Origin of the sequence: Thermococcus peptonophilus, from assembly GCF_001592435.1 — an archaeon.
GTDB lineage: Archaea > Methanobacteriota_B > Thermococci > Thermococcales > Thermococcaceae > Thermococcus > Thermococcus peptonophilus.
The window spans coordinates 345,779-367,209 of record NZ_CP014750.1 but is presented as its reverse complement, the minus strand read 5'-3'; the positions used below and the strand labels follow the sequence as shown (position 1 = coordinate 367,209).

The following is a 21,431-nucleotide window of genomic DNA, read 5'->3' as shown; positions in this document are numbered from 1 at the left end:
TGAATTGACCCGCCACTTGTTTCCACCTAGACGTCTAATTTTGTCGCTTGAAGTACGGGATGTTCCTTGGATTAAGACCAGAAACATTTAAAACACGCTTATAGACCCCATTCTGTTGGGACATGCTGTAACTTAGCGAGAGGTGGTCGTCCAATGAAGGTCAATAAGTGGAGCGAAAGGCTGTTCGGGACGCCGCTACCTGATGGCGTCGTCATAACGTCGTTCCTATTCCCGTTGCTCTACCTCGTGGCGTTTCTCATCATACCCACGTTCGTGATGCTAGCGACGGCGTTTGAGTACAACGGTCGTATCTCGGGGCACTGGTTCAGCAGCATCTTCAGGTCTGCCTATTACTTCAACCCGCTCCATCCGGACGGATACCTTGTAAAGACCCTGACTTACGGCGGGCAGGAGGTCTATCACTTCTATGGCTGGGACTTCGGTGTTGTCATTAACTCCATACTGGTATCAATAGCAGTAATGATACTGACGACGATCCTTGGAACGGTCTTCGCGTTCATAATGGCTCGCTATGACTTTCCAGGCAAGAACATAATGAGGATTCTCCTCTTTATTCCGCTCCTGGTTACCCCCTTCGTCAACGTGGTCGTCGTCAAGAAGATGTTTCTTCCTGATGGAATCATAAACTGGATATTCTACGAGCACCTGCATCTCTTCCCGAAGCCCATCTGGATAGACGGGCTGGTCGGTGTCATAATTGCCCAGACCATAACATACTACCCAATAGTTTACCTAAATGCCTACGCAAGCTTCATCAACATCGACCCGTCCCTCGAAGAGCAGGCTGAGAACCTCGGTAGCAGGGGCTTTCACCTATTCAGGACAGTTACCTTCCCGCTCGCCCTCCCGGGAATTATGAGCGGTGCAATACTCGTTGGAATATTCAGCCTTGAAGACCTCGCCGCGCCGATAGTCTTCCAGGGAAGTCCAATAGCAAAGAAGCTCATGTCCTACCAGATTTACAGCTCGTTCGTTTCAGGGTTTGCCGTGGGCAACCCGCAGATGGCGGCTTTGGCCCTCGTGATGCTCGTCTTAGCAGTTATAATGTTCCTCGCCGTCAGGTGGTATGTTGGCCTCAGGCAGTACGCAATGCTCAGCAAAGGTGGAAGGTGGAACCCGAGGGTTGCAAAGCCCAGGTGGTGGCAGGCGCTCCTTATAGCCTTCGTGGCAGTTCCACTCCTCCTTATAACTGTGTTCCCCCAGATAGGAGTCCTCCTCCTGGCGTTCTCCAAGAGCTGGTACGGTACATGGCCGAGCGGCTTCACACTTGACAACATGAAGGCTATTATAACACAGCCCGACATTGAGAGGGTCATCATAAACAGCCTTATGTACTCAACCGCTGCAGTCTTCATCATAATCCTGCTCTCTCTTACCTCAGCTTATGCCTCCAACAGGTTCAAGAAGGCCAGGCTCGCCCCGATAATAGATAGCCTCGCCACGATACCTATAGCAGTTCCGGGTATCGTCATAGCGATGAGCTATTTCTTCTTCTTCTCTACTGTGCCGCCGTTCAAGGGAAGCACCCTTGACCCCACCAACCTGCTGGAGTTCTTCCCGGGAGCGGCGCTGATACTGGCCTACTCGATCAGGCGTCTGCCCTTCGCCGCCCGTTCAATCTCAGCCGGGTTGCAGCAGGTTCACGTCTCCCTTGAGGAAGCGGCTATGAACCTCGGAGCGGGGAGGTGGAAGGCCCTCACCAGCGTTATAATACCGATGATATACCTCAACCTCTTCGGCGGTGCAATGCTCAGCTTCGTCTACTGTATGAGTGAGACAAGCGTCGGCATCACGTTAGGTTCGATAAACTCAACCTGGTATCCAATAACGGCTAAGATGAAGGAACTCATTATCGGTGCAGTTGGAAGCGCGAACCTTGCCGCCGCCCTCGGTGTCTTCCTTATGGCCGTCCAGATAACGGCCATAGTCATAGCCAACGTGATAACCAAGCAGAGGTACTCCTTCATAGGCCTAACCTGAGGTGATGATAATGGTCGATGTCAGGCTTGAAAACGTGGTTAAGGAGTTTGACGGCGTTCAGGCCGTCAAGGGGATAAACCTCCACATAAAGCACGGTGAGCTGTTTACACTGCTCGGTCCAAGCGGCTGTGGAAAGACTACAACGCTGAGAATGATCGCCGGCCTGGACTATCCGACGAGCGGGAAGATATACTTCGGCGACCAGGAGGTCACGTACCTTCCATCCTACGAGCGCGGTGCAGTCCTCGTCTTCCAGAACTACGCCCTCTGGCCACACATGACGGTCTTTGACAACGTCGCCTACGGCCTCAAGCTCAAGAAGCTTCCCAAGGAGGAGATAAGGAAGAAGGTCGAGTGGGCGCTTGAGCTTGTCAAGCTCAAGGGCTTTGAGAACCGCTATCCAACACAGCTCTCGGGCGGTCAGCAGCAGCGTGTTGCGATAGCCAGGGCTTTAGTAGTTGAGCCAAAGGTTCTTCTCCTTGACGAACCGCTCAGCAACCTCGACGCAAAGCTCAGGCTTGAGATGCGCTCCGAGATAAGGAGAATCCAGCGCGAACTCGGAATCACCGTTATCTACGTTACGCATGATCAGGAAGAGGCCATGGCAATAAGCGACAGGATAGCGGTCATGAACGTCGGAACGGTAGAGCAGGTAGGAACGCCGAGGGACATCTACGAGAGGCCCCAGAGCGAGTTCGTTGCCAGCTTCATGGGCAAGACCAATGTCATTCCGGCTAAAGTCGTTAAGAGAGAAGGGAACAAGGTTACGGTCGAGTTTGAGAGCTTCCGCCTCGACGGCCTCCACTACGATGGCGACGGAGATAACGTCGTTCTCGTCATAAGGCCCGAGAGGATAAAGCTCCACCCGGTTGAGAACGCGGTCTCCATCGAGGGTACCGTCGACCTTGTTGAGTACTATGGCTTCTTCACAGAGGTCGTCGGTCTCTTTGGGGAGACAAGAATAATAGCTAGGACAATAAGCGACAGGGAAGTCCAGGGACTTCGCCCGACCCAGCCCGTTACCTTCTACATCAACCGTGAGGACATAATCGTCCTGCCCAAGCAGCTCTGAGCTTTTTTCTTCTTTTTGAGGTGAACCCTATGATGAAGCTGATGAGGGAAGGCCAGGTTTACGAGCTCCTTCTTGTCTCAAAATCCAACGTCACCCCAGTCGGTGTCGTGAGGAAAGGAGAGACGCTTCATTTTAAGCTCTTTCCAGGGAAGAGCTTTAGAGATCTGTTGGAACACAACAGGGTCGCCCTTCAGATGGCCTGGGACGCTGAGCTCCTCGTGAAGACCGCTCTTAACCTCGATGTGGAGCTTTCCTTTGAGTCCGATGGGCAGTATCGGTGGATATCTAACCTTCCTGGCTGGCTGGGAAAAGTTCAGTGCAGAAGAGAGTTATGGAAGGACGAGCTCGGGACTACCGAAGTCCTTAAGTGTGAATTCTTTCCTGAGAAGGAGCTGGCAGGAAATGTCCAGCAGGTTCCCTTCACTAGGGCTGACTGCATTCTTGTAGAAATGGCTGTTCTTTTCACAAGATACCTTGTTAAACCCACATCGGAGCTTAAGAACAAAATCCTTGACCTTTACGCCCTCTACAAGCATCTCGGTGGAAACTCTGACGCGGTAGAGTACATCGTTAGGCATCTTGATTGAATCGTTCGAAAATAGCATCCAGAGGAAACGTTTTAAGCAGTGCGGGTTTCTTATTACCTGGTGATACCATGCTGAGGAAAGTCCTCCCCATATTACTTGCCCTGACTGCCGTTTTGGCCGCCGCAGGGTATGTCTCGGCGGGAGAGTACTCCTACACCTACAGCGACTACCTCTACCAGCCGGCACCAGTTGTTCCAGCTTTTGCACTTCCCGGAGGGAGCTTCGAGCTCTACGTAAAGGAGGGGATCTCAGTAAGCTCAATAGAAGCCGTCTCAGTGCTTCACGGCCCGTACCAGCTGGAAATCCAGGGAACATCGCCGGGAGAAGATGGGATGACTGTAGTGAAAGTCAAGACCCCGGAGGATATAGTCCCTGACACATACTTTCTGCTCATAAAGACCGACAAGGGCACCCTTGTTCTTCCCGACGGCCTGAAGGTGTTCAAGGAGTGGCCGAAGGAGCTTAAGCTCGCCTGGACGAGCGACACCCATGTCACTACGGGTGCCAAAGTGGGCTATGTCTGTGGGGACTACTTCCAGAGGGACATATACAAGCTTGAGGAGATGTGCTCGAATCCGATTCCGCTCCACAGCGTCGTCGCTACCTACAGCGCCTACCTCTACTGGGAGATGAATGGAGCGACACTGATGATAAACACTGGGGATGAAGTTGATACCAGCGGCGACATGGTTGGATACAAGATTATGTTTGACATAACAAAGGACACCTCCGCCGGCGACATGCCCGTTGTTGGAATCAAGGGCAACCACGATGACCCGCCGACGGTTTACACCCAGCTCCTCGGTCCGAAGTACTTCTACGTAACCATCGGCAAGTTCATCATAATAGGCCTCGATACCGGTGGTGACCAGGGATACCCCACAATGGATCAGATTGAGTGGATGGAGAAGGTTCTTGATGAACACAAAGGCTACACACCGATAATCCTCTACCACCACCCGTACTTCTTTGATCCGGGCTGGAACTATCTTGGTGGTGTCCTCAAGGGCCTTGACCCGGACGCAGACTGGGATCAGATTAAAGTACACCTCCGCAGGAGCTGGTCAGCACAGGAGGAGATTTCCAAACGCTTCCTTGAGGACATAGTCAAGTACAACGTGCCGCTTACCATGAGTGGACACATCCACCACGACATGTACTGGCTCTACATTGACAAGAACGGCAACAAGCACTACTTCCTCACCCTGACCTCAACTGGTGCCCCTGACAAAGAGACAAACCCACAGACTATCAAGACGCACAGCCCGACCTGGTACGGAAGCAACCTAGTTGTTATCAAGGAGGATGGAACCGTTGAGATGCCCTATGTCAACGTTGAGATCAAGGACGACAAAGTCCAGAGCGACTTCATGAGCGTTCCGGTTCCGCAGAGGTTCATGGCCTTTAGGCACATCTCGAAGGAAGGGACTGCGGTCAAGTTTATTAACGAGCTTAACGAGAGCGTCAGCGGCCCTATAGTTCTCCCGATACCTGAGGGAGCAAAGGTTGATCCAAAGGCCACGAACATAACCTACACGATCCTCGGTGAGAGGCAGATAGCCGACCAGTACTACATAATGCTGAACGTCACGATTCCCCAGGGTGTCTCCCAGCTTGTGATTGACACCGGCGCAGACACCGAGAAGCCAGTTGTCCAGATAGCCTACCTCCAGCCTAGCCACCCGAAGCCGAACGCCAACTTCATGGCCTACTTCACGGCCCAGGACAACCTCGGTATAAGGGACCTCTACGCCGTCATATATGACGAGAACGGAAACCCGGTCAAGTACGGCAAGGTTGACAAGTTCCCGGGCGAGCCATCAAGCGGAAAGCCTGGAGACACTTTCTACATCGTCCAGCTCCCCGGCCTTAATGAGGGCAAATACAAGATAGAGATAGTCGCAGAAGACTTCTACGGCAATAAGGCGACCGCTACCAAGGAGATAACCATCACCAGCACTTCAAAGGCCGCTAAGACCACTACAGCCAAGCAGACGTCCTCTGAGGGCAAGAGCACCTGCGGGCCAGCGGCCCTCGTTGGCCTTGCGGTTGTGCCGCTCCTTCTCAGAAGGAAGAAGTGACTTCTATCCTTTTTTATTTCCTCTTCACCGTAACTTTTATAAGAGCACTCCTCAAGTTCTCTCCCGAGGGCCCGTAGCCTAGCAGGATAGGGCGCCGGCCTTCTAAGCCGGAGGTCGCGGGTTCGAATCCCGCCGGGCCCGCCATAACAGCCCTTTCTTGCGAAAGCGCTGGCGGAAAGTTAGTATGCTTTTTGGAACAGGCTAATTTTATGAGGGTTTACAGACCAATTTGAAATCTTACAGGATTTTCTCACAGTATAGTGCCCAGAGGGCACTAAAAAGAAAGTTAAAATCCCATTAGCGAGGAGATTTTGGAGTTAAACCCGCGCGAGCTTGCCTTCTATAGGAGCATACACCCCCTAACAGGCGAGCTCAAGGGGAAGGGAACACTTTTGCTCAAGCTTTTTTCCAAAAGCTTCGCACCGTTTTTGTTCTCCATATAAGCAGATATTTTTCTGAAGTACTCCCTAAGCTTTTTTAACCCACTTCCCAATCCCTCTTCGATGCTCGCCGTAAAAGTTCCAAAGAGGGAAGCTGAAAACGTCCGAAGGAAGCTTATCGAGCTCGGCGTCCTGGCTAAAGGATACTCCCCCAAGCGAGAGAAAGATTTCGTGCTCTTTCCCGTTACAAGACCCGTAGAGGGGTTTGAACTCGCCGAGGCAGAGTTCAAAAAAACTGAAAGACGGCCCCACAGCTACCGTGAGGTCGTAGAAGTTCCCAAGGAGCTGAGGTCACTCCTCCCTAGCTCATTCGACATTATCGGCGATATCGCGATAATCGAACTACCGGAGGAACTCATAGAGTATGGAAAGGCCATTGGGGAAGCCATCCTTAAAGTCCACCGCCACATAAAGGCTGTTTTTGCAAAGGGGAGTAAGGTTTCAGGGGAATACCGCGTTAGAGAGCTCATACACCTTGCCGGTGAGAAAAGGACTGAAACCCTCCACCGCGAAAACGGAATAAGGCTAAAGCTCGATGTTGCTAAGGTCTATTTCTCTCCCAGGCTTGCCACCGAGAGAATGAGGGTCTTCGAGAAGGTCCAGCCTGGGGAAATAATCTTCGATATGTTCGCAGGAGTTGGGCCATACTCGATACTCCTCGCCAAAAAGGCAAAGCTCGTGTTCGCCTGCGACATAAACCCCTGGGCGATAAAATACCTTGAGGAGAACAGGAAGCTCAATAAGACACCCAATGTTATTCCCATCCTGGGCGATGTGCGGAAAGTGACCGGCCAAATCGAGGCCGACAGGGTTATAATGAACCTTCCCAAGTTTGCCGACAGGTTTCTGAGGGAGGCCATGCTGAGCGTAAAATCTGGAGGAATAATACACTACTACGGCTTCGACCCGGAAGAAGACCTGTTTTCAGAGCACAAGCGGAAGATAAAGAATGTGGCTGGGGAGTTTGGTTTCAAGGTGGAATTTCTCGACGAAAGGAAAGTCCGCCCCTACGCGCCAAGGCAGTTCAACATAGCAATAGATTTCAGGGTCTGGAAGTAAAGGCTTACTTTATGTGGACGACAAGGTTCATAATGGTGGTTGTTTTCCCGATAAAGCACCCAAAAGGTTAGGAGAAGAAAAGGCATCATTTTCCAGCGATCTTCACGTTCTCGAACTTTATGTGCGGCGTTATCATAGTGTTCATGAAGGGCATTACGGTCTGCTCCCTCGAGACCTCGCTCGCCTGCTGGAGAAGCTCGTAGACATTGCCAGCTATGAGGAAGACCGCTGAACCCTTTACCTCCCCATCCTCGATGAGGAACGCTGGATTGGCGGTTACTGCGAAGTTTCCGTTGTCCGGGTTGCTCGAGTGCGCACCCTGCAGGCCGTCCACGAGGTAGCCCCTGTCGATCTCCCCTACGATGTCCTCAAGGGAGCGCTTTCCGTTCTCGATGACGACGCTGTGGAAGCCTATGTTTATCCCACCACTCCTGAGGTCGCGCTTTCCGTTTCCAGTGCTCTCTGTCCCGTAGACCTTTGCCCAGTAGTTGTCCCAGACGAAGCCCTTGAAAGTTCCGTTTTCAATGAGGACGTTCTTCCTCGTGGGGACGCCCTCTCCATCGGCTATGAGGGGCTCGAGAGAAAGCGGGTGGAGCGGGTCGTCGTAGAGGGTAATTACTTCACTCGCTATCTTCTCCCCAACCTTCCCTGCGAGCGGCGTGGTCTCCTTGACCAAGCGCTCACCGCTGAAGGCTGGAAGGAGGGCGTAGCTGAAGAGCCCCGCTATTGCCCACGGACCGAAGACCAGAGGCACTTCTTCGTTCTTACTGGTAACGACGTTGTAAGCCCACCCAACCTTCTGGACGGCTCTTTCAACGACCCCCTCAACGTCGAGGTCGAGGTCTCTGCGTGCATCGAAGTCGAAGATTCCCGGTGTGACGACGCTTCCCTTCCTTCCAACAAGCTCAAGGTACATGTACGCCGCTCCACCTTCCTGGAAGACGTCGAGACCGTGTGAGTTGAGGACATGCCTCTCTTCCCATGAAACCCCGCTGGCTCCTCCAGCCACTACAGCGTTCTTGTCTTTCTCACGGGCGAGCTTTATCCCCCTGACAAGCTTCTCGACCAGAATATCGGGAGAAGCCTCCTTCAGCTCGTAGTTCGGCTTTGGCTTTTCCCGGTACTTCCCAGGCTCGGGCAGAGAGACCCACGTCTCGTCGGGTGAGTTTAGCTTTGCCATCTTGGCGGCCTGTTCTATGGCTTCCTTCACCTTCTCCTGCTCATCGCTGTCCACAATAGCTAGCCCGAGGCGCTTGTCCTTTATTCCGCGGATTATAGTTAAAGCCCCGCTCCTCGTTGAGGCCATAGAAATCTCGTTGAGCTCCACGTTGGCTGAGACTTCTCTTGAGCAGTAAACGGCTATCTCAAGCTCGTCAAAAAACTTCTCGCCGAAGCGTATGAGGTTCTCCATCTCCACCACCTCACCCGATGATTATTCCTCCGTCAAAGCGCATGTGCGGGCCGCCGGAGCTTACGAAGGCCGTCTGCCCCTTGCCGCAGAACCCTACTTCAAGGCCGAAGTCCTTGCCCACAGCTGAAATCTTCTTGAGAGCCTCGATGGCGACTCCGGTGATAGAGGTGTCCCTTATCGGCTCGGCTATCTCACCGTTCCTTATGACGTAGCCCTCTTGGATTCCAACCTGGAATGCTGAATTGAGCTGGGCCTGGCCGCCGCGGAAGTCCACGACGTAGTAGCCGAACTTGATATCCTCTATCAGCTCCTCGAAGGAGTGGTCGCCGGGCTCGAAGATGGTGTTTCTCATCCTGATTATCGGAGGATAGCGGTAGCTCTCCGCTCTTGCGTGTCCGTTCGGCTCCATGCCCCACTTGGCCGCGTATTCCCTGTTCAGCATTATTTCCTTGAGGATTCCGTTCTCGATGATGTGGATGTCCTTGACAGGAACGCCCTCGTCGTCGTACTTGTCGTTTCCAAAACCGCCCTCTACGATCCTCTCGCTCATCGTGACGAACTCCGGAGCGATTTGCTTGCCGATTAAGTCCTTGAAGGGCGAGTTTATCGTCAAATCGGCCTCAGCTAGGTGACCCAGCGCCTCGTGGGCTATGATGCCTACAACTATCGGTCCGGCCACGATGGGCCACTCACCGCGCTTTGGAGCAATGCCCTTGAGCTGGCTCCACATCTTCCTCTTCAGCCTCTCGGCGACCCTCTCGTTCGGCTCCTTCTCGGTCATCAGCTCCCAGCCGTAGTCAACCGCGCCGATGCTGTCCCTCGCCATTGCAAGCTTTCCGTCGGCCTTGCCGGTGACGTATGTCCCCTGGTAGAGGTAGTTGTAGTCCCACTCTATCCGCGTCCCCTCGTTGGTGAGGAGGAGTTTCTTACCTCCACCGTCTTCGTAGCGTATCTGGACGCTCTTTACGGCCTCGTCTTCCTTGAGAATCTTCTCCAGCTCGCGGAGGTGGTTCACCTTCTCCTCGATGTCAACTTCCCTCGGCTTGATCCTCATCTTGCTCTTCACGAAGTCCTCAACGGGCTTTATCTCCGCCAGCTCAATCTTCTCCCTCTTGGTCTGCGCTGCGGCTTTGGCTAGCTTGTAGGCCTCTTCAATCTTTTTCTCTAGGTTTGTTAAGTCGCTGGTTGAGGCGAATCCCCATGCTCCATCAGCCAGAACTCTTATTGCGACGCCCCTGTGGAGCTTTCCAGTGAAGCTCGTAAAAACGCCATCTTTGAGGCCGAGTGTTGTCTTTCTCAGGTCTTCATAACGGAGCTCTATGTACTCCGCCTTCAGGTTCTCCTCAGCCCAGCGGAGGGCCTTTTCGAGTGCTTCCATGTCCACCACCGTTGACGTTTGTCCAATCTATGTTCTCGTTGAGATATAAAAGTCTTTTGAGATAGATTGAACATTTCGATGAAATTCGAAAGGGAAGATTTTTCAATACTGGGGATAATCATATCACCGGAGGGGACAATATGAAAGCCGAAATCAAAAGCCTCATCGACCGAGGTACTTACCGAAAGCTCCCACTCTTCGAGGGCGAACTGCCCGATGGGAGCTACGCGCAGATAGTTGAGGTCAAGCCAAGGCAGACCGTCAAGAAGCACTATCACGAGCGCCAATATGAGCTGTTCTACATTATCAGCGGCGAAGCGAGGCTGGGGATCGGTGAGAAGGAATATACAGCGAGACCCGGAGACATCTTCCTCGTCAAGCCGAAGACCGTTCACTGGGTGGTCAACGAGAGGGACGAGCCGTTCAGGCTGCTTGTTGTCAAGCTGAACTACTACGGGGATGACTCCGTATGGCTTAATGAATGAGCGGGTGAGAGCATGCCCGAGAGGGTAATTGGAATCCTTGGTGGGATGGGGCCGCTGGCAACCTCAGATCTATTCCGCAGGATAGTCGAGAAGACTCCCGCAAAGCGCGATCAGGATCACCCGAGGATAATAATCTACAACAATCCCAAAATCCCCGATAGAACAGCCTTCATACTTGGAAGAGGGGAAGACCCAAGGCCAGAGCTCATAGCAAGCGCGAAGAGGCTGGAAGAGTGCGGTGCGGACTTTATAATAATGCCTTGCAATACCGCCCACTTCTTCTCCGAGACCATTCAGAGGGCGATAAACATCCCCCTAGTAAGCATGATAGAGGAGACTGCCAGAAGAATCGAAGAAATGGGCCTCAGAAAAGTGGGTCTCCTCGCCACCGACGGGACGATAAAGGGAATGATATACCACCGGGCGCTCCTCAAGAGGGATATCCATATAGCAGTGCCGAACAAAAAGGATCAGGAGCTCGTCATGAAGGGTATCTACGAGGGGGTCAAGGCTGGAAACCTCGAACTCGGCAGAGAACTTCTCTTGAAAGTTGCAAAGAAGCTGGAAAGGAGGAGCGAGGGCATAATAGCCGGCTGTACGGAGGTAAGCGTTGCTCTAAAGCCGGAAGACTTCACTGTCCCTCTGATAGATCCGATGGACGTGATAGCCGAGAAGGCCGTGAGGCTGGCACTTGGCATCGAGGACTTTTAAAGCCATCCCTTCTTCCTGAAGTATGACAGCATGCCAACCGCTATCACCAGCATCACCACCAACACCGCAGGATAGCCGTAGCGCCACTGCAGTTCGGGCATATACCTGAAGTTCATGCCATAGAGGCCCGTAATGAACGTCAGCGGAATGAATATGGTTGAAACCACTGTAAGAATTCTCATGATGTCATTGGTTCTCATTGAGATTGTGGAGTAGTAGAGATCTATCAGGCTGTTGGCGAGCTCACGCTGGCCCTCCAGGATTTCCAGAACCTCACGGACGTGGTCATGGAGCTCGTCAAGAAAAGGCCGTGTACCTTCACTGAAAAACCTTGACCCATCAATTTCGAGCTGTCTGAACGCCTCAAGGAGCGGAAAAACAGTTCTCCGCATGAAGAGGATGTCCTGCCGTATGCGGTGTATCTTCCTAAGAGTTCCTGTGTCGCCTCTCGAAAGTATCCCGCTCTCAAGCTCCTCGATTTTGGAGCTTATAGCCTCAATTATCGGGACGTAGTTCTCCACTATTGCCTCAAGGAGAGCAAAAAGAAGGTAGTCCGCTCCCTGTTCTCTGAAAAGGCCCTCTCCCTCTCTGATACCTTCCCGAATTGGGTCAAAAACATCCCCAGGTATCTCCTGAACCGTTATCAGGAAGTTGTCTTTCAGGATGATGCCAACTCTCTCCCTTTTTAAGCCCCCCTCGCTCTCGTAAACTTGGTGGACGATGAGAAACAGATACTCGGGAAACACGAAGACTCTGACACGGGAGGTCTGTCTTTGAAGAGCCCTTATGGGTCTCTCGTGAATTTTAAAAACATCCCTTAGCTCCTCCGCCAAAGAAAGGCCGTCAACGTTGAGCCAGACAACGCGATAATCTTGGAATCCAAGGGCCTCTTCTATATTTGAGAGTTTCTTACTAACGAATTTGTCTTTTGAGTAAGCTATCGCAGTAATCTTGGGCTTTTCCTGTTTTTCCATTTTTCTTCCCCCGTTTAACAGCATAGACAATTTGGCAGAAAATAGTAAGAGAGGAAATTATAGTTTTCGGCCGAAAGGACTTAAAAGTCAGTGGCGAATTTGGGCTGGTGGAGAGCATGGAGATAGGTGTCGTTGGAAAGCCAAACGTTGGAAAGTCCACCTTCTTCTCGGCGGCAACGCTTGTTGATGTGGAGGTCGCCAATTACCCGTTCACGACGATAGATGCTAACGTTGGGGTTACCTACGCGATAGCAGAGCACCCATGTAAGGAGCTCGGGTGCACTCCAAACCCGCAGAACTACGAATACAGGGACGGAAAGGCGCTGATCCCGATAAAGATGATAGACGTCGCGGGTCTCGTCCCCGGGGCGCACGAAGGACGCGGCCTTGGGAACAAGTTCCTTGACGACCTCAGGATGGCCTCAGCGCTGATACACGTCGTTGACGCCACCGGGAAGACCGATGCAGAGGGTCAGCCGACCGACTACCACGACCCGGTCGAGGACATTGAGTTCCTCGAGAGAGAGATAGACTACTGGATACTCGGGATACTCAAGAAGGGCTGGGAAAAGTTCGCCAAGAGGATAAAGCTCCAACACATGAAGCTTGAGCAGGCGATAGCAGATCATCTCTCTGGAATCGGTGTGAGCGAGGAAGATGTGTGGGAGGCTATTCACAGGCTCGGACTGGGCGACGATCCAACGAAGTGGACTGAGGAAGACCTGTTCAACTTCGTCCGCGAGCTCAGGAAGGTGAACAAGCCGATAATCATAGCGGCCAACAAGGCTGATGCAGCCAGCGATGAACAGCTTGAGAGGCTGAAGAAAGAGGGTGAAAAGAGGGGCTACATAGTAATTCCGACCTCGGCAGCGGCCGAACTGACCCTGAGAAAGGCCGCTAAGGCAGGTTTCATAGAGTACCTCCCCGGAAGCTCGGACTTCAAGGTTCTCAAAAAACTGAGTCCAAAGCAGGAAAAAGCCCTTGAGCTGATAAGGGAGAAAGTCCTCCAGCGCTTCGGCTCAACGGGCGTTCAGGAAGTAATAAACAGGGCTGTCTTTGAGCTCCTCAAGCTGATTCCCGTCTATCCTGTCCAGGACGAAAACAAGCTCACTGACCAGTTCGGGAACGTCCTACCGCACGTTTATCTGCTCTCAAAGGGCTCAACGCCAAAAGACCTGGCCTACAAGGTGCATACTGACCTCGGGAAGACCTTCCTCTATGCTGTCAACGCGAGGACAAAGCGGCGCGTTGGGGATGACTACGAGCTCCAGTTCAACGACATCATTAAGATAGTGGCCACTGCAAAGTAAGTTCCTGTTTTTGGATCAGTTTATTTCTTTTCAGCTTTTTATCAGCTGGAGCTCGCCTGAACCTTTTCCTTCAGGAGCTCCTGGTAGAGCCTCGGTTCAACGTCTTTATCGCTGAGCCCGAGCTTTTCGGCAATCTCCCAAATCCTTCTTTTGGCGTATTCAACGTCCTCACTCATGACTTCAATATCGAGAAAAGCACCCAGTCCCTCAACATCGCTCAGCTCGAGTGTCACATCGTCGAGCTTGTAAACGAGCCTCTTCTTCCTGACCCAGAGGTCTCCCCTGAAACCCAGCCTTTTGAGGATTTCAACTGTAGTCTCGAAATCAGAGACCTCGACCTCAAGCTCGTCGAACTCCTCGTTTCTGCCCGGGTCTTTTATGAACTTATATGTTAGAAAAGCCTTCCCAAGGTTCGTGATTCTCCGCACTCTGAGAAGATTTGGCAGCGGAATTGAAAAATAAAGGTCTTCCTGGACTTCCTCTCTGATGAAAGATGCCCCAAGCCCTTCAATTTTTCTCCTTATGTCCTCAAATCCAACTCTGAACTTTATTTCGATCTCCATCAGACGTCCACCAGGAAGCCTATAACATCTTTGCCCTTCACAATGCTCGTGAACGGGAATACTTCTACCCTTCTAAGGCTTGGAAGGGTTCTTATTGTGTCGTCAACGAACTTTTCTATCTGCTCCTCAGTTTCCCCACCGATAAGGGCCATAATTCCGTTTCTGCCGCTCTTTGCAACTGCCAGGACGTTCGGGAGCATTGAGAGGGTTTTTGTTATGTGATTGATGTACTTCTCAAGGAAGTCTTCTATAACTGGTATTTCCGTCTCGATGTACACTGCAACTACTGATTTTGGTTTCAGCGGCTCTCCAAGGATTATGGTGTACCTGTCGATCACGCCTTTTTCAATGAGCTTTTTTATTCTAAAGTGTATTGTGGATTCTGGCCTATTTAACCTCTCGGCAAGCTCGGATATTGTAAGTCGGGCATCCTGTTTTAACAGCTTGAGTATAGCCCTATCAAGGTCGTCCAGCTGTATCATGGATCGTCCCCCAACGTTTGTATAATTCGTGAGGTATTCCGAGAATATCTAAGATTCTGCCAATTATAAAGTTTATCATATCCTCCACAGTCTGGGGCCTTGTATAAAATCCAGGGGATGCCGGCATAATCACGGCCCCCGCCCTGGCGGCCTTCATCATGTTTTCAATATGAATCACGTTGAGTGGAGTCTCCCTAACGAGAAGAAGGAGCTTTCGTTTTTCTTTGAGTGCAACATCCGCCGCCCTTGTTATTAAGTTGTCGGCGTAGCCGTTGGCTATTGCCGAGAGGGTCTTCATGGAGCATGGGGCGACAACCATAGCATCAAAGGGGTAAGAACCTGACGCAACCGGGGCGAATAGGTCTTTCTCGTCGTAATCAGGCTTCAACTTTATGCCCAGCTCGTGGTACGCAACGGCTATTCCAGTCCGTGAGGCAAGGGTAACGACTTCATGCCCAAGTTCTTTCAGAACTTCTATCAATCTCACCCCATAAACGGCCCCGCTTGCCCCTGTTATCGCCACAATAATCTTCATTCAATCACCTAACGTTCGCTGGGAATGGCTGCTTTAAACTTTTCCGGCAGATTTTTATATTATTCCGAGTTACTATCTCAGGTTGAGGAAAATGGCCGAAGTTATTAAGGTGCTTTTAGAGGGGGCCGCAAAAGTAGCAGAAAAAATTGGTGCAAAAGCGTTGGTCATCATGGAGGAGCTTCCTGAAGAAGAAATACCGGATATCGGCATTACCGTTGTTATAGTTGGCTCCACGTTTGATGTGGAGAAGGATAAGGTTAAGAGAATATCGATCCCCCAGAACCTTGACCTCAACAATCTGCTCAACCTCATCTCGGCTTTTCTGCTTGAGCATGGAATTCTGGCTGAGGGTGATTCATTTGTCTACGTAACGGAGAACCTGATCGGGGTCCGTACAATAAAGAGGTCGATCATCGCCATGAAGAGCTTCTTTGCCCAGAACCAGAACGTCCTTCAGAGGATGCTGGAGATAGCGATAGAGTTGAGCATAGAGGGCAGGGAGGGAAATCCCGTTGGGACAATATTCGTCATAGGTGACACGAGGAGGGTTCTCAAACATTCGAGGCAGCTCATTCCAAATCCTTTCAAGGGGCACAGGATAAACGTTCTGGACAAGGAGAGCAAGGAAATAATAAAGGAGTTCGCCCAGCTGGACGGCGCGTTCCTCATCAGGGAGGACGGCAGGATAGTGGCCGCTGGGAGGTATCTGGAGGTAGAACCCAGAGTTATAGACCTGATGCTCCCCCCTGGGCTGGGAAGCAGGCACATAGCGGCCGCTGGAATAACAAAGATAACCAGCGCAATGGCCATAAGTCTCTCGGAGAGCGGCACTATAAGGATATTCAAGAACGGGCTGATGCTCCTCGAGTACAACCCGAGGCTGAAATACTGAAATATTGACAAAAAGAGATCAAACGTTGAAGATGCGGATGGTGTTCGTTCCTGCGGTCTTTCCTATGGGCGTTCCCTTCGTCAGCAGTACCGTATCGCCTTCGTTCACCAGTCCAAGCCCGGTTATCATGCGCAGTATCTCTTCTTCGCTGGTATCCTCAACGAGGAACGGATAAACGCCGTAGGAGAACATCAGAGTGTTTTTGACCCATTCATCAGTTACAAATGCCAGTACCCACTGTTTTGGCTTAAAACGGGCTATTAGCCTTGCGGTCTGACCCGTTCTTGTTGGGGTAAGGATGTACTTGATATCTATTGAGTTCAGGGCCTCTATTATGCTCCTTGTTATAGCATCCTTTATGGTGCCCTTGGCCTGTCTGACACCTCTCAGCTCGCTCATCTTCCATTCAACGGTCCTTTCAGCCCATTTGGAGTCCCTGTATGCTTCAGTCGTCTTGGCTATCTTTGCCATCATTCTGACGGTCTCAACTGGGTACTTTCCAACGGCTGTTTCTTCAGATAGCATCACGGCATCGGTTCCGTCGAGGATTGCATTTGCAACATCAGTGACCTCTGCCCTTGTTGGGAGTTTCTCATGCGTCATGCTCTCGAGCATCTGGGTTGCGGTTATCACGGGCTTTCCTGTACAGTTTGCCTTGTAGATAAGCTTCTTCTGGAGAATCGGGAGCTTTTCTATGGGCATTTCCACTCCGAGGTCTCCTCTCGCCACCATGACTCCGTCCGCCGCCCGAAGGATCTCGTCGAAGTTCCTTACCGCGTCAGGCCTTTCTATTTTGGCTATCAAGAACAGTCTTCCGTTCCTCTCCTCGATGAAGCGCCTTGCCTTGAGTATGTCATAAGCGGAGCCAACGAAGCTTATGCCAACGGCGTCGACTCCATGTTCCAGTGAAAACTCTAGAAACTCCAGATCCTTCTTGGTTATAGCCTCGATAGCTAGACGGGCCTTGGGGATGTTGATCCCCTTGCGGGAGAAGAGAGTTCCCCCGACGAGCACCTTACAGACTACATCCTGCTCCTGGACTTCCTCAACCCTCAGTGCTATGAACCCGTCGCTGAGGTAGATAACGTCCCCCTTCGAGACGAGCTTTGGAAAGTCTTTGAACTCAACGGGTATCACGGCCTCGTTGCCGATTACGTCCCTTGTGGTTAGGGTTACCGTCTGCCAGCGTCTCAGCGTCACTGAACCTCCTTCGATCTCACCAACGCGAATCTTTACTCCAGGCAGGTCTCCGAGAATTGCAACGGGCCTGTTGAGCCTCTCTGAAACCCTCCTCACAAGTTTTATCGATTTTTCGTGCTGTTTTAAATCTCCATGGGCAAAGTTTATCCTAGCAACGCTCATCCCCGCTCGAACCATGGCCGTTATGGTCTTCTCGTTGAGGGATGCCGGGCCGAGAGTGGCTATTATCTTGGTCTTCTGTCCTGGAAGCCGCATGATATCACCTAAGAAGAAACCGGAAAACATTCTAAATTAATCTTTCCCTGAAACCGGATTTCGGAGGCTCTCCTCAAGCTTCAGGTAGCATGAGTTACAGTATCCCAAAAACCTTGAGTCCCACTCCCCAAGCGTCTTTGGGGGGTTCATGACGCAGTCGTTTGAGCAGTGTTCCAGCCCAAAGGAGTGCCCAATCTCATGGAGCATGCCCTTGATCAGGCGCCTCTTGAACGCTGGAAGCTCCTTTGAGAGGACTCTCACCGCTAAGCTCTTCAGGTCGTCATCGGCCAGGGGATTATCGAGTATCTTCAGGGTCATCCTCATGGAATCGGACTCAAATGGACGCATGGAGAGGAGCATTATTCTCCTGCCAAGCCTCTCAGTCTGGAATCCTAGGAATTTCTCATAGAAGCCGAAGTATTTGTCCCTGGAAGCCAGAGGAAAACTCGTTATTCCGAGTATCTTGTTCATGTTTAGCCCGTCGTTCTTTTCAATCTCAACCTTGAGCCGGTAGTCCATGAAGTCCACCAAGACATCGAGAGGAAACAGTCTGACCTTTCCTTCCGGTGTTTCGAGGGTTATCAAGTACCCAGGCTCCAAAATCAGTTTGTCCAGGTACACGAGGCGAAGGGGTAGTTCCCACTCCTCTAAGAGCCTGTTTGCATCGTTGTAGGCCTCGAAGAGGACTTCCTCCACCCTTTTGGATACAAAGTTCGAGACGTATGTGAAGCCTATGTACTCCATTTTACTGCCCAGGGGATTTTAGAGAGAGCCTTATAAAGTTTTTAGGATGGTGACCGTGAAATTTTTAAAGTTGCTTTATATAACCCAGCGCGGGCGATGGCGTCCGCCCGGGGCTTCGAGCCCGAACCGCCCGAAAGGGCTGATGACGCCTGTTCTACTCCGAGGGAGGCGGTAGGATGGGCTCGAAGCTTGATGAGTTTGCACGCTTTGTTAACGTAGAGAAGGCCCTCGAGTACGTCGAGAAGAGGCGACACGAGGACGGAGGCTACTGCTTCGTGAGCGTTTTAGATGACACCAACGTCAACGACACATACTACGCAGTCAAGATATACGACCTGCTCGGCCTCGAAGTCCCGGAGAAGGAGAAGACGATCGAATTTCTTGAAAAAGCGATTCAGCCCCAGACGGCAGTAGTGGCCATAGCAATGGCCCTTGAAGGTCTTGCGATGCTTGGAGCGAAGGACATCGCAAGGGAGCACGTGGACATCGTCTACACCAAGTACAATCCCCTCGAAGACAAGTTTGCCGTTGGTCTTGGCGGCAGTGAGGAGTTCGGAACTGCGACGCCCCTTGAGGCTACATACTGGGTCGTTAAGGCGTTCAAGGCAATTGGCCAGCCGATAAGCGATGAGGAAAGGGACAGGATAAGGGCCTTCGTTATGAAATTTAGAATGGGCAACGGGTTCGGAGTGAAACAACCAACGACCACGATGACCTATCAGGCCCTCCACACCCTCTACGCGCTCGGCTATCGCCCGCCTAAGAGCCCCCACTTCAGGAACTGTGAGCTCTGCGGCGACTGGGGCGGCTTCACGGAGGTTCCATACAGCCTTCCCCCCTACCTTGAGCCGACTTTCTATGCAACAAGGGGGCTTGAGCTCCAGGAAGAAGCTCCAACCTGTCCGAGGAGGCACATCTGGTTCATACGTCAGCTTCAGAACTCCAACGGTGGCTTCAGGAGGAGTCTTGAACTTGGTATCTCAAACTTCCAGAACACATACAGAGCACTTGCAGTGGTAGATGCCATGATGAGATACCTCTGAGTGGTTGGAATGGATCTTATAGGCGTTTATCTCCGTGAGGCGATGGACGAGGGCTGTCCAGTGTGCAGAATCCTCCGCTCCTACGAGGAATCCCAGATAGAGACTATACTCTACGAGCACGTGAACGACCCAGAGGTTCGAAAGAAGTTCCGGAAAAGTCTTGGTCTCTGCACTTACCACGCGTGGAAGACGCTCGAGAAGGCATACTCAGAGCCCCTCCTTGGCCCGCTGGGAGTGGCGATAATCTACGAAGATGTCCTCTCCAGGTACATAGGTTTCCTTGAAGATGGAAGAGTCTCCAAGGAGGAAGGATGCTTCCTTTGTGAGTTGGTTAGGGAGAAGGAAAGAAGCACCATCGAGGGCTTTGCCGATAGAATAGACGAACTGCTTCCCGTTTACGAGAGCTCTAATGCGATACTCTGCAGAAGGCACTACGAAATGCTGCTCTCCGAAGTTGCTAGAAGGGATAATGACAAGGCAACTGTCCTGAAGGAAATTCAGTTGAAGAAGCTCAGAAAGCTACGAGAGAGGCTGAAGTCCTTCATAGATAAGTTTGACTACCTATCTAAGGAGGAGCCTACAAAAGAAGAAACTTCATCACTCCCTCTTACGATAGAAGCCCTCAAAGGCCTTGAAACTGGCATCACACTGGGAGGGCGTGGAAATTCCAAAAACGTAAAGAGGGGGCTTTTGAAGTGGAGATAATCCTCTCTCCGGAGGAGTTTGAGCAGGTGAAGAAGAACAGAAGAGAAATCGAAAAGCGGTTTCAAGACTTAGAGGGACTTGAGAGGACACTAAAAGCTCTCAAGTTTGAATACCTGATTGAGCACAGAAACAACCTCAGAGAAAAGCTTGAAGAGATGGAGGGGCGGTATCGAGAGCTTGTGGAGCTTGAGGAGAAGGCAAAAAGGGACAAGGAGTTCCTAATGAAGGTTAGAGAAGAGCTCAGCAGGGAAAACAGGAGCCTGAGAAGGGAGTTAGAGGAGAGCAAAAATGAAGGTGGTCGTTAAGTCTAAACGCGGATGGAGGAAGGTCACCTTTAATGTGCCAGACGAAACCTTTGAGCAGATAATGGAACTGGCGAAACGCTACGGCTTCAGGCCTGATGAGGTTCTGAGGATAATCCTCCTCCACGATTACATTGACTTCAGGGAAGGAGAGACAGACATTGAGAATCTGGAAAGGGAGATATCGGAGCTTGAAAGGAAGCTTTACGAGCTTGAGGGAAAGTGGTCCCCGCTAAGGTTCAGGACATACTACCTCGTCCTCGACAACCAGAACCTTGGAATACAGCTCTCTGGGATGATAGCCGAGAACAAACGTTTGAGGAAAATTCTCGACAAGCCGGAGAAGGACTACACCAATATTGAGGAGCTTATTCACTACTACCTCTCCTTTGAGGGTAAGGATTAAAAGGAAATGGCCTTCGGTGGTGGTGCCATGAACCTCAGGATAGTGATGGCGATAGCACTTGGAGGAGCGTTTGGGGCTGTCGCGAGGTTCTACATCTCAGGTCTGCTTCCCGTTTACGGCGATTTTCCAGTAGGGACCCTTATAGTGAACAGCATAGCGAGCCTCATCCTCGGTTATCTCTACGGCATTCTGTTCTGGGGCTTTGATGTCCCTCCGGACTGGAGGGCCTTCTTCGGAACGGGATTTTGCGGGGCGCTAAGCACTTTTTCAACGTTTTCCTACGAGACCTTCTCGCTCCTGCGTGAGCGTGAGTATCTAATTGCAACCCTCAACATTTTGGCAAACGTTATAATCACAATTGTGTTAGTATTTGCGGGCTTTATGCTGGCCCGGAGGTGAAAATATGGTAGAAGTCGAACACTGGAACACGCTCCGGCTTAAGATATACATCGGCGAGAACGACCGCTGGGAAGGGAAGCCTCTGTACAAGGCGATAGTTGAAAAGCTCAGGGAGATGGGGATGGCCGGGGCGACCGTTTACCGCGGAATCTATGGCTTCGGAAAGAAAAGCCGAGTTCACTCAAGCGACGTTATGAGGCTTTCAACAGACCTTCCAGTGGTTGTGGAGGTCGTGGATAGGGGGCACAAGATAGAGAAGGCGATATGCGAGATAAAACCCATGATCAAGGACGGAATGATAACAGTTGAGCCTGTAATAGTGGTGTGGGTCGGCACTAAAGAGGAGATCGAAAAGTTCGAGGAGGATGCCGTGAGGGAAACGTAATGTGTTAATTT

General features: G+C 51.5%; 23 protein-coding genes, 1 tRNA gene and 1 riboswitch. Of the genes, 16 read left to right on the top strand and 8 right to left on the bottom strand.

The features are described from left to right. The first annotated feature begins 153 nt into the window (after nucleotides 1–153). The 6 genes from A0127_RS01855 to trm5b all read left to right on the top strand — a co-directional run bounded on the left by A0127_RS01855 (nucleotide 154) and on the right by trm5b (nucleotide 7,240). Nucleotides 154–2,001, top strand: coding sequence for an ABC transporter permease (locus A0127_RS01855; RefSeq protein ID WP_062387250.1), 1,848 nt, complete (start codon nucleotides 154–156; stop codon nucleotides 1,999–2,001). A 10-nt stretch (nucleotides 2,002–2,011) separates the two neighbouring features. Further along, the gene (locus A0127_RS01850) at nucleotides 2,012–3,073 is read left to right on the top strand and encodes an ABC transporter ATP-binding protein (protein WP_062387247.1); all 1,062 of its coding nucleotides are present in this window, start codon (nucleotides 2,012–2,014) and stop codon (nucleotides 3,071–3,073) included. Between the two features lie 29 nt (nucleotides 3,074–3,102). Continuing rightward, nucleotides 3,103–3,660 (top strand): DUF447 domain-containing protein, encoded by a 558-nt coding sequence (locus tag A0127_RS01845; RefSeq protein ID WP_062387244.1) that lies wholly within the window; start codon nucleotides 3,103–3,105, stop codon nucleotides 3,658–3,660. Nucleotides 3,661–3,728: 68 nt separating this feature from the next. Continuing rightward, nucleotides 3,729–5,741 (top strand): CGP-CTERM sorting domain-containing protein, encoded by a 2,013-nt coding sequence (locus A0127_RS01840; protein WP_062387241.1) that lies wholly within the window; start codon nucleotides 3,729–3,731, stop codon nucleotides 5,739–5,741. A 67-nt stretch (nucleotides 5,742–5,808) separates the two neighbouring features. Further along, a tRNA-Arg gene (locus A0127_RS01835) sits at nucleotides 5,809–5,885 on the top strand. Nucleotides 5,886–6,244: 359 nt separating this feature from the next. Further along, nucleotides 6,245–7,240: a tRNA (guanine(37)-N1)-methyltransferase Trm5b gene (trm5b, locus tag A0127_RS01830; RefSeq protein ID WP_062387238.1), complete on the top strand. Its 996-nt coding sequence runs from the start codon at nucleotides 6,245–6,247 to the stop codon at nucleotides 7,238–7,240. Between the two features lie 85 nt (nucleotides 7,241–7,325). Here the strand turns inward: trm5b and A0127_RS01825 are convergent, their stop codons facing one another. Both A0127_RS01825 and A0127_RS01820 read right to left on the bottom strand, forming a co-directional pair. Further along, nucleotides 7,326–8,651, bottom strand: coding sequence for a TldD/PmbA family protein (locus A0127_RS01825; protein ID WP_062387235.1), 1,326 nt, complete (start codon nucleotides 8,649–8,651; stop codon nucleotides 7,326–7,328). Between the two features lie 10 nt (nucleotides 8,652–8,661). Continuing rightward, on the bottom strand, nucleotides 8,662–10,029 hold the full coding sequence (locus tag A0127_RS01820; protein ID WP_062387232.1) for a TldD/PmbA family protein: 1,368 nt from the start codon (nucleotides 10,027–10,029) through the stop codon (nucleotides 8,662–8,664). Between the two features lie 140 nt (nucleotides 10,030–10,169). On the opposite strand from A0127_RS01820, the gene A0127_RS01815 reads away from it, so the two are divergent. After that, a complete protein-coding gene (locus A0127_RS01815) occupies nucleotides 10,170–10,514 on the top strand; it encodes a cupin domain-containing protein (RefSeq protein ID WP_054841438.1) in 345 nt (114 codons plus the stop codon). A 12-nt stretch (nucleotides 10,515–10,526) separates the two neighbouring features. Beyond that, nucleotides 10,527–11,225: a cysteate racemase gene (locus A0127_RS01810; protein WP_062387229.1), complete on the top strand. Its 699-nt coding sequence runs from the start codon at nucleotides 10,527–10,529 to the stop codon at nucleotides 11,223–11,225. On the opposite strand, the gene corA is transcribed toward A0127_RS01810, so the two are convergent. Then, nucleotides 11,222–12,199: a magnesium/cobalt transporter CorA gene (gene corA / locus A0127_RS01805; protein ID WP_062387222.1), complete on the bottom strand. Its 978-nt coding sequence runs from the start codon at nucleotides 12,197–12,199 to the stop codon at nucleotides 11,222–11,224. The two genes, A0127_RS01810 and corA, sit on opposite strands and share 4 nt — an antisense overlap. 116 nt (nucleotides 12,200–12,315) lie before the next feature. Between corA and A0127_RS01800 the strand changes: the two genes are divergently transcribed. Then, nucleotides 12,316–13,509, top strand: a complete 1,194-nt coding sequence (locus A0127_RS01800; RefSeq protein ID WP_062387219.1) for a redox-regulated ATPase YchF — start codon at nucleotides 12,316–12,318, stop codon at nucleotides 13,507–13,509. A 41-nt stretch (nucleotides 13,510–13,550) separates the two neighbouring features. Here A0127_RS01800 and cyaB read toward each other — a convergent pair whose 3' ends face one another. From cyaB to A0127_RS01785, 3 genes are read right to left on the bottom strand one after another with little or no spacing between them, the layout of a single operon-like run. Next, a complete protein-coding gene (gene cyaB, locus A0127_RS01795) occupies nucleotides 13,551–14,072 on the bottom strand; it encodes a class IV adenylate cyclase (protein WP_062387217.1) in 522 nt (173 codons plus the stop codon). Continuing rightward, a complete protein-coding gene (locus A0127_RS01790; RefSeq protein ID WP_062387214.1) occupies nucleotides 14,072–14,554 on the bottom strand; it encodes an Lrp/AsnC family transcriptional regulator in 483 nt (160 codons plus the stop codon). Before A0127_RS01790 ends, cyaB begins: the two co-directional genes overlap by 1 nt. Continuing rightward, complete coding sequence (locus A0127_RS01785; RefSeq protein ID WP_062387211.1) at nucleotides 14,532–15,089, bottom strand: UbiX family flavin prenyltransferase; 558 nt, start codon at nucleotides 15,087–15,089, stop codon at nucleotides 14,532–14,534. Before A0127_RS01785 ends, A0127_RS01790 begins: the two co-directional genes overlap by 23 nt. Before the next feature lie 91 nt (nucleotides 15,090–15,180). Between A0127_RS01785 and A0127_RS01780 the strand changes: the two genes are divergently transcribed. Then, on the top strand, nucleotides 15,181–15,981 hold the full coding sequence (locus A0127_RS01780; RefSeq protein ID WP_062387208.1) for a DNA integrity scanning protein DisA nucleotide-binding domain protein: 801 nt from the start codon (nucleotides 15,181–15,183) through the stop codon (nucleotides 15,979–15,981). Between the two features lie 18 nt (nucleotides 15,982–15,999). On the opposite strand, the gene pyk is transcribed toward A0127_RS01780, so the two are convergent. Then, complete coding sequence (pyk, locus tag A0127_RS01775) at nucleotides 16,000–17,436, bottom strand: pyruvate kinase (RefSeq protein WP_062387205.1); 1,437 nt, start codon at nucleotides 17,434–17,436, stop codon at nucleotides 16,000–16,002. 36 nt (nucleotides 17,437–17,472) lie between these two features. Next, on the bottom strand, nucleotides 17,473–18,180 hold the full coding sequence (locus A0127_RS01770; RefSeq protein ID WP_062387201.1) for an archaemetzincin: 708 nt from the start codon (nucleotides 18,178–18,180) through the stop codon (nucleotides 17,473–17,475). Nucleotides 18,181–18,263: 83 nt separating this feature from the next. After that, a riboswitch (Fluoride riboswitch) is annotated at nucleotides 18,264–18,339 on the top strand. A 17-nt stretch (nucleotides 18,340–18,356) separates the two neighbouring features. On the opposite strand from A0127_RS01770, the gene A0127_RS01765 reads away from it, so the two are divergent. From A0127_RS01765 to A0127_RS01740, 6 genes are read left to right on the top strand one after another with little or no spacing between them, the layout of a single operon-like run. Then, nucleotides 18,357–19,223, top strand: coding sequence for a prenyltransferase/squalene oxidase repeat-containing protein (locus A0127_RS01765; protein WP_062387197.1), 867 nt, complete (start codon nucleotides 18,357–18,359; stop codon nucleotides 19,221–19,223). Nucleotides 19,224–19,232: 9 nt separating this feature from the next. Beyond that, nucleotides 19,233–19,928, top strand: a complete 696-nt coding sequence (locus tag A0127_RS01760) for a DUF6062 family protein (RefSeq protein ID WP_062387194.1) — start codon at nucleotides 19,233–19,235, stop codon at nucleotides 19,926–19,928. Continuing rightward, nucleotides 19,919–20,233: a hypothetical protein gene (locus tag A0127_RS01755; RefSeq protein ID WP_062387191.1), complete on the top strand. Its 315-nt coding sequence runs from the start codon at nucleotides 19,919–19,921 to the stop codon at nucleotides 20,231–20,233. The genes A0127_RS01760 and A0127_RS01755 overlap by 10 nt, the downstream gene beginning before the upstream one ends. Beyond that, nucleotides 20,217–20,636 carry a V-type ATP synthase subunit I domain-containing protein gene (locus A0127_RS01750; protein ID WP_062387187.1) on the top strand — a complete coding sequence of 140 codons (420 nt, stop codon included), beginning with the start codon at nucleotides 20,217–20,219 and terminating at the stop codon, nucleotides 20,634–20,636. The genes A0127_RS01755 and A0127_RS01750 overlap by 17 nt, the downstream gene beginning before the upstream one ends. A gap of 27 nt (nucleotides 20,637–20,663) precedes the next feature. Beyond that, on the top strand, nucleotides 20,664–21,035 hold the full coding sequence (gene crcB / locus A0127_RS01745; protein ID WP_062387184.1) for a fluoride efflux transporter CrcB: 372 nt from the start codon (nucleotides 20,664–20,666) through the stop codon (nucleotides 21,033–21,035). Nucleotides 21,036–21,039: 4 nt separating this feature from the next. After that, on the top strand, nucleotides 21,040–21,420 hold the full coding sequence (locus A0127_RS01740) for a DUF190 domain-containing protein (protein WP_011249470.1): 381 nt from the start codon (nucleotides 21,040–21,042) through the stop codon (nucleotides 21,418–21,420). The last annotated feature ends 11 nt before the right edge of the window (nucleotides 21,421–21,431 follow it).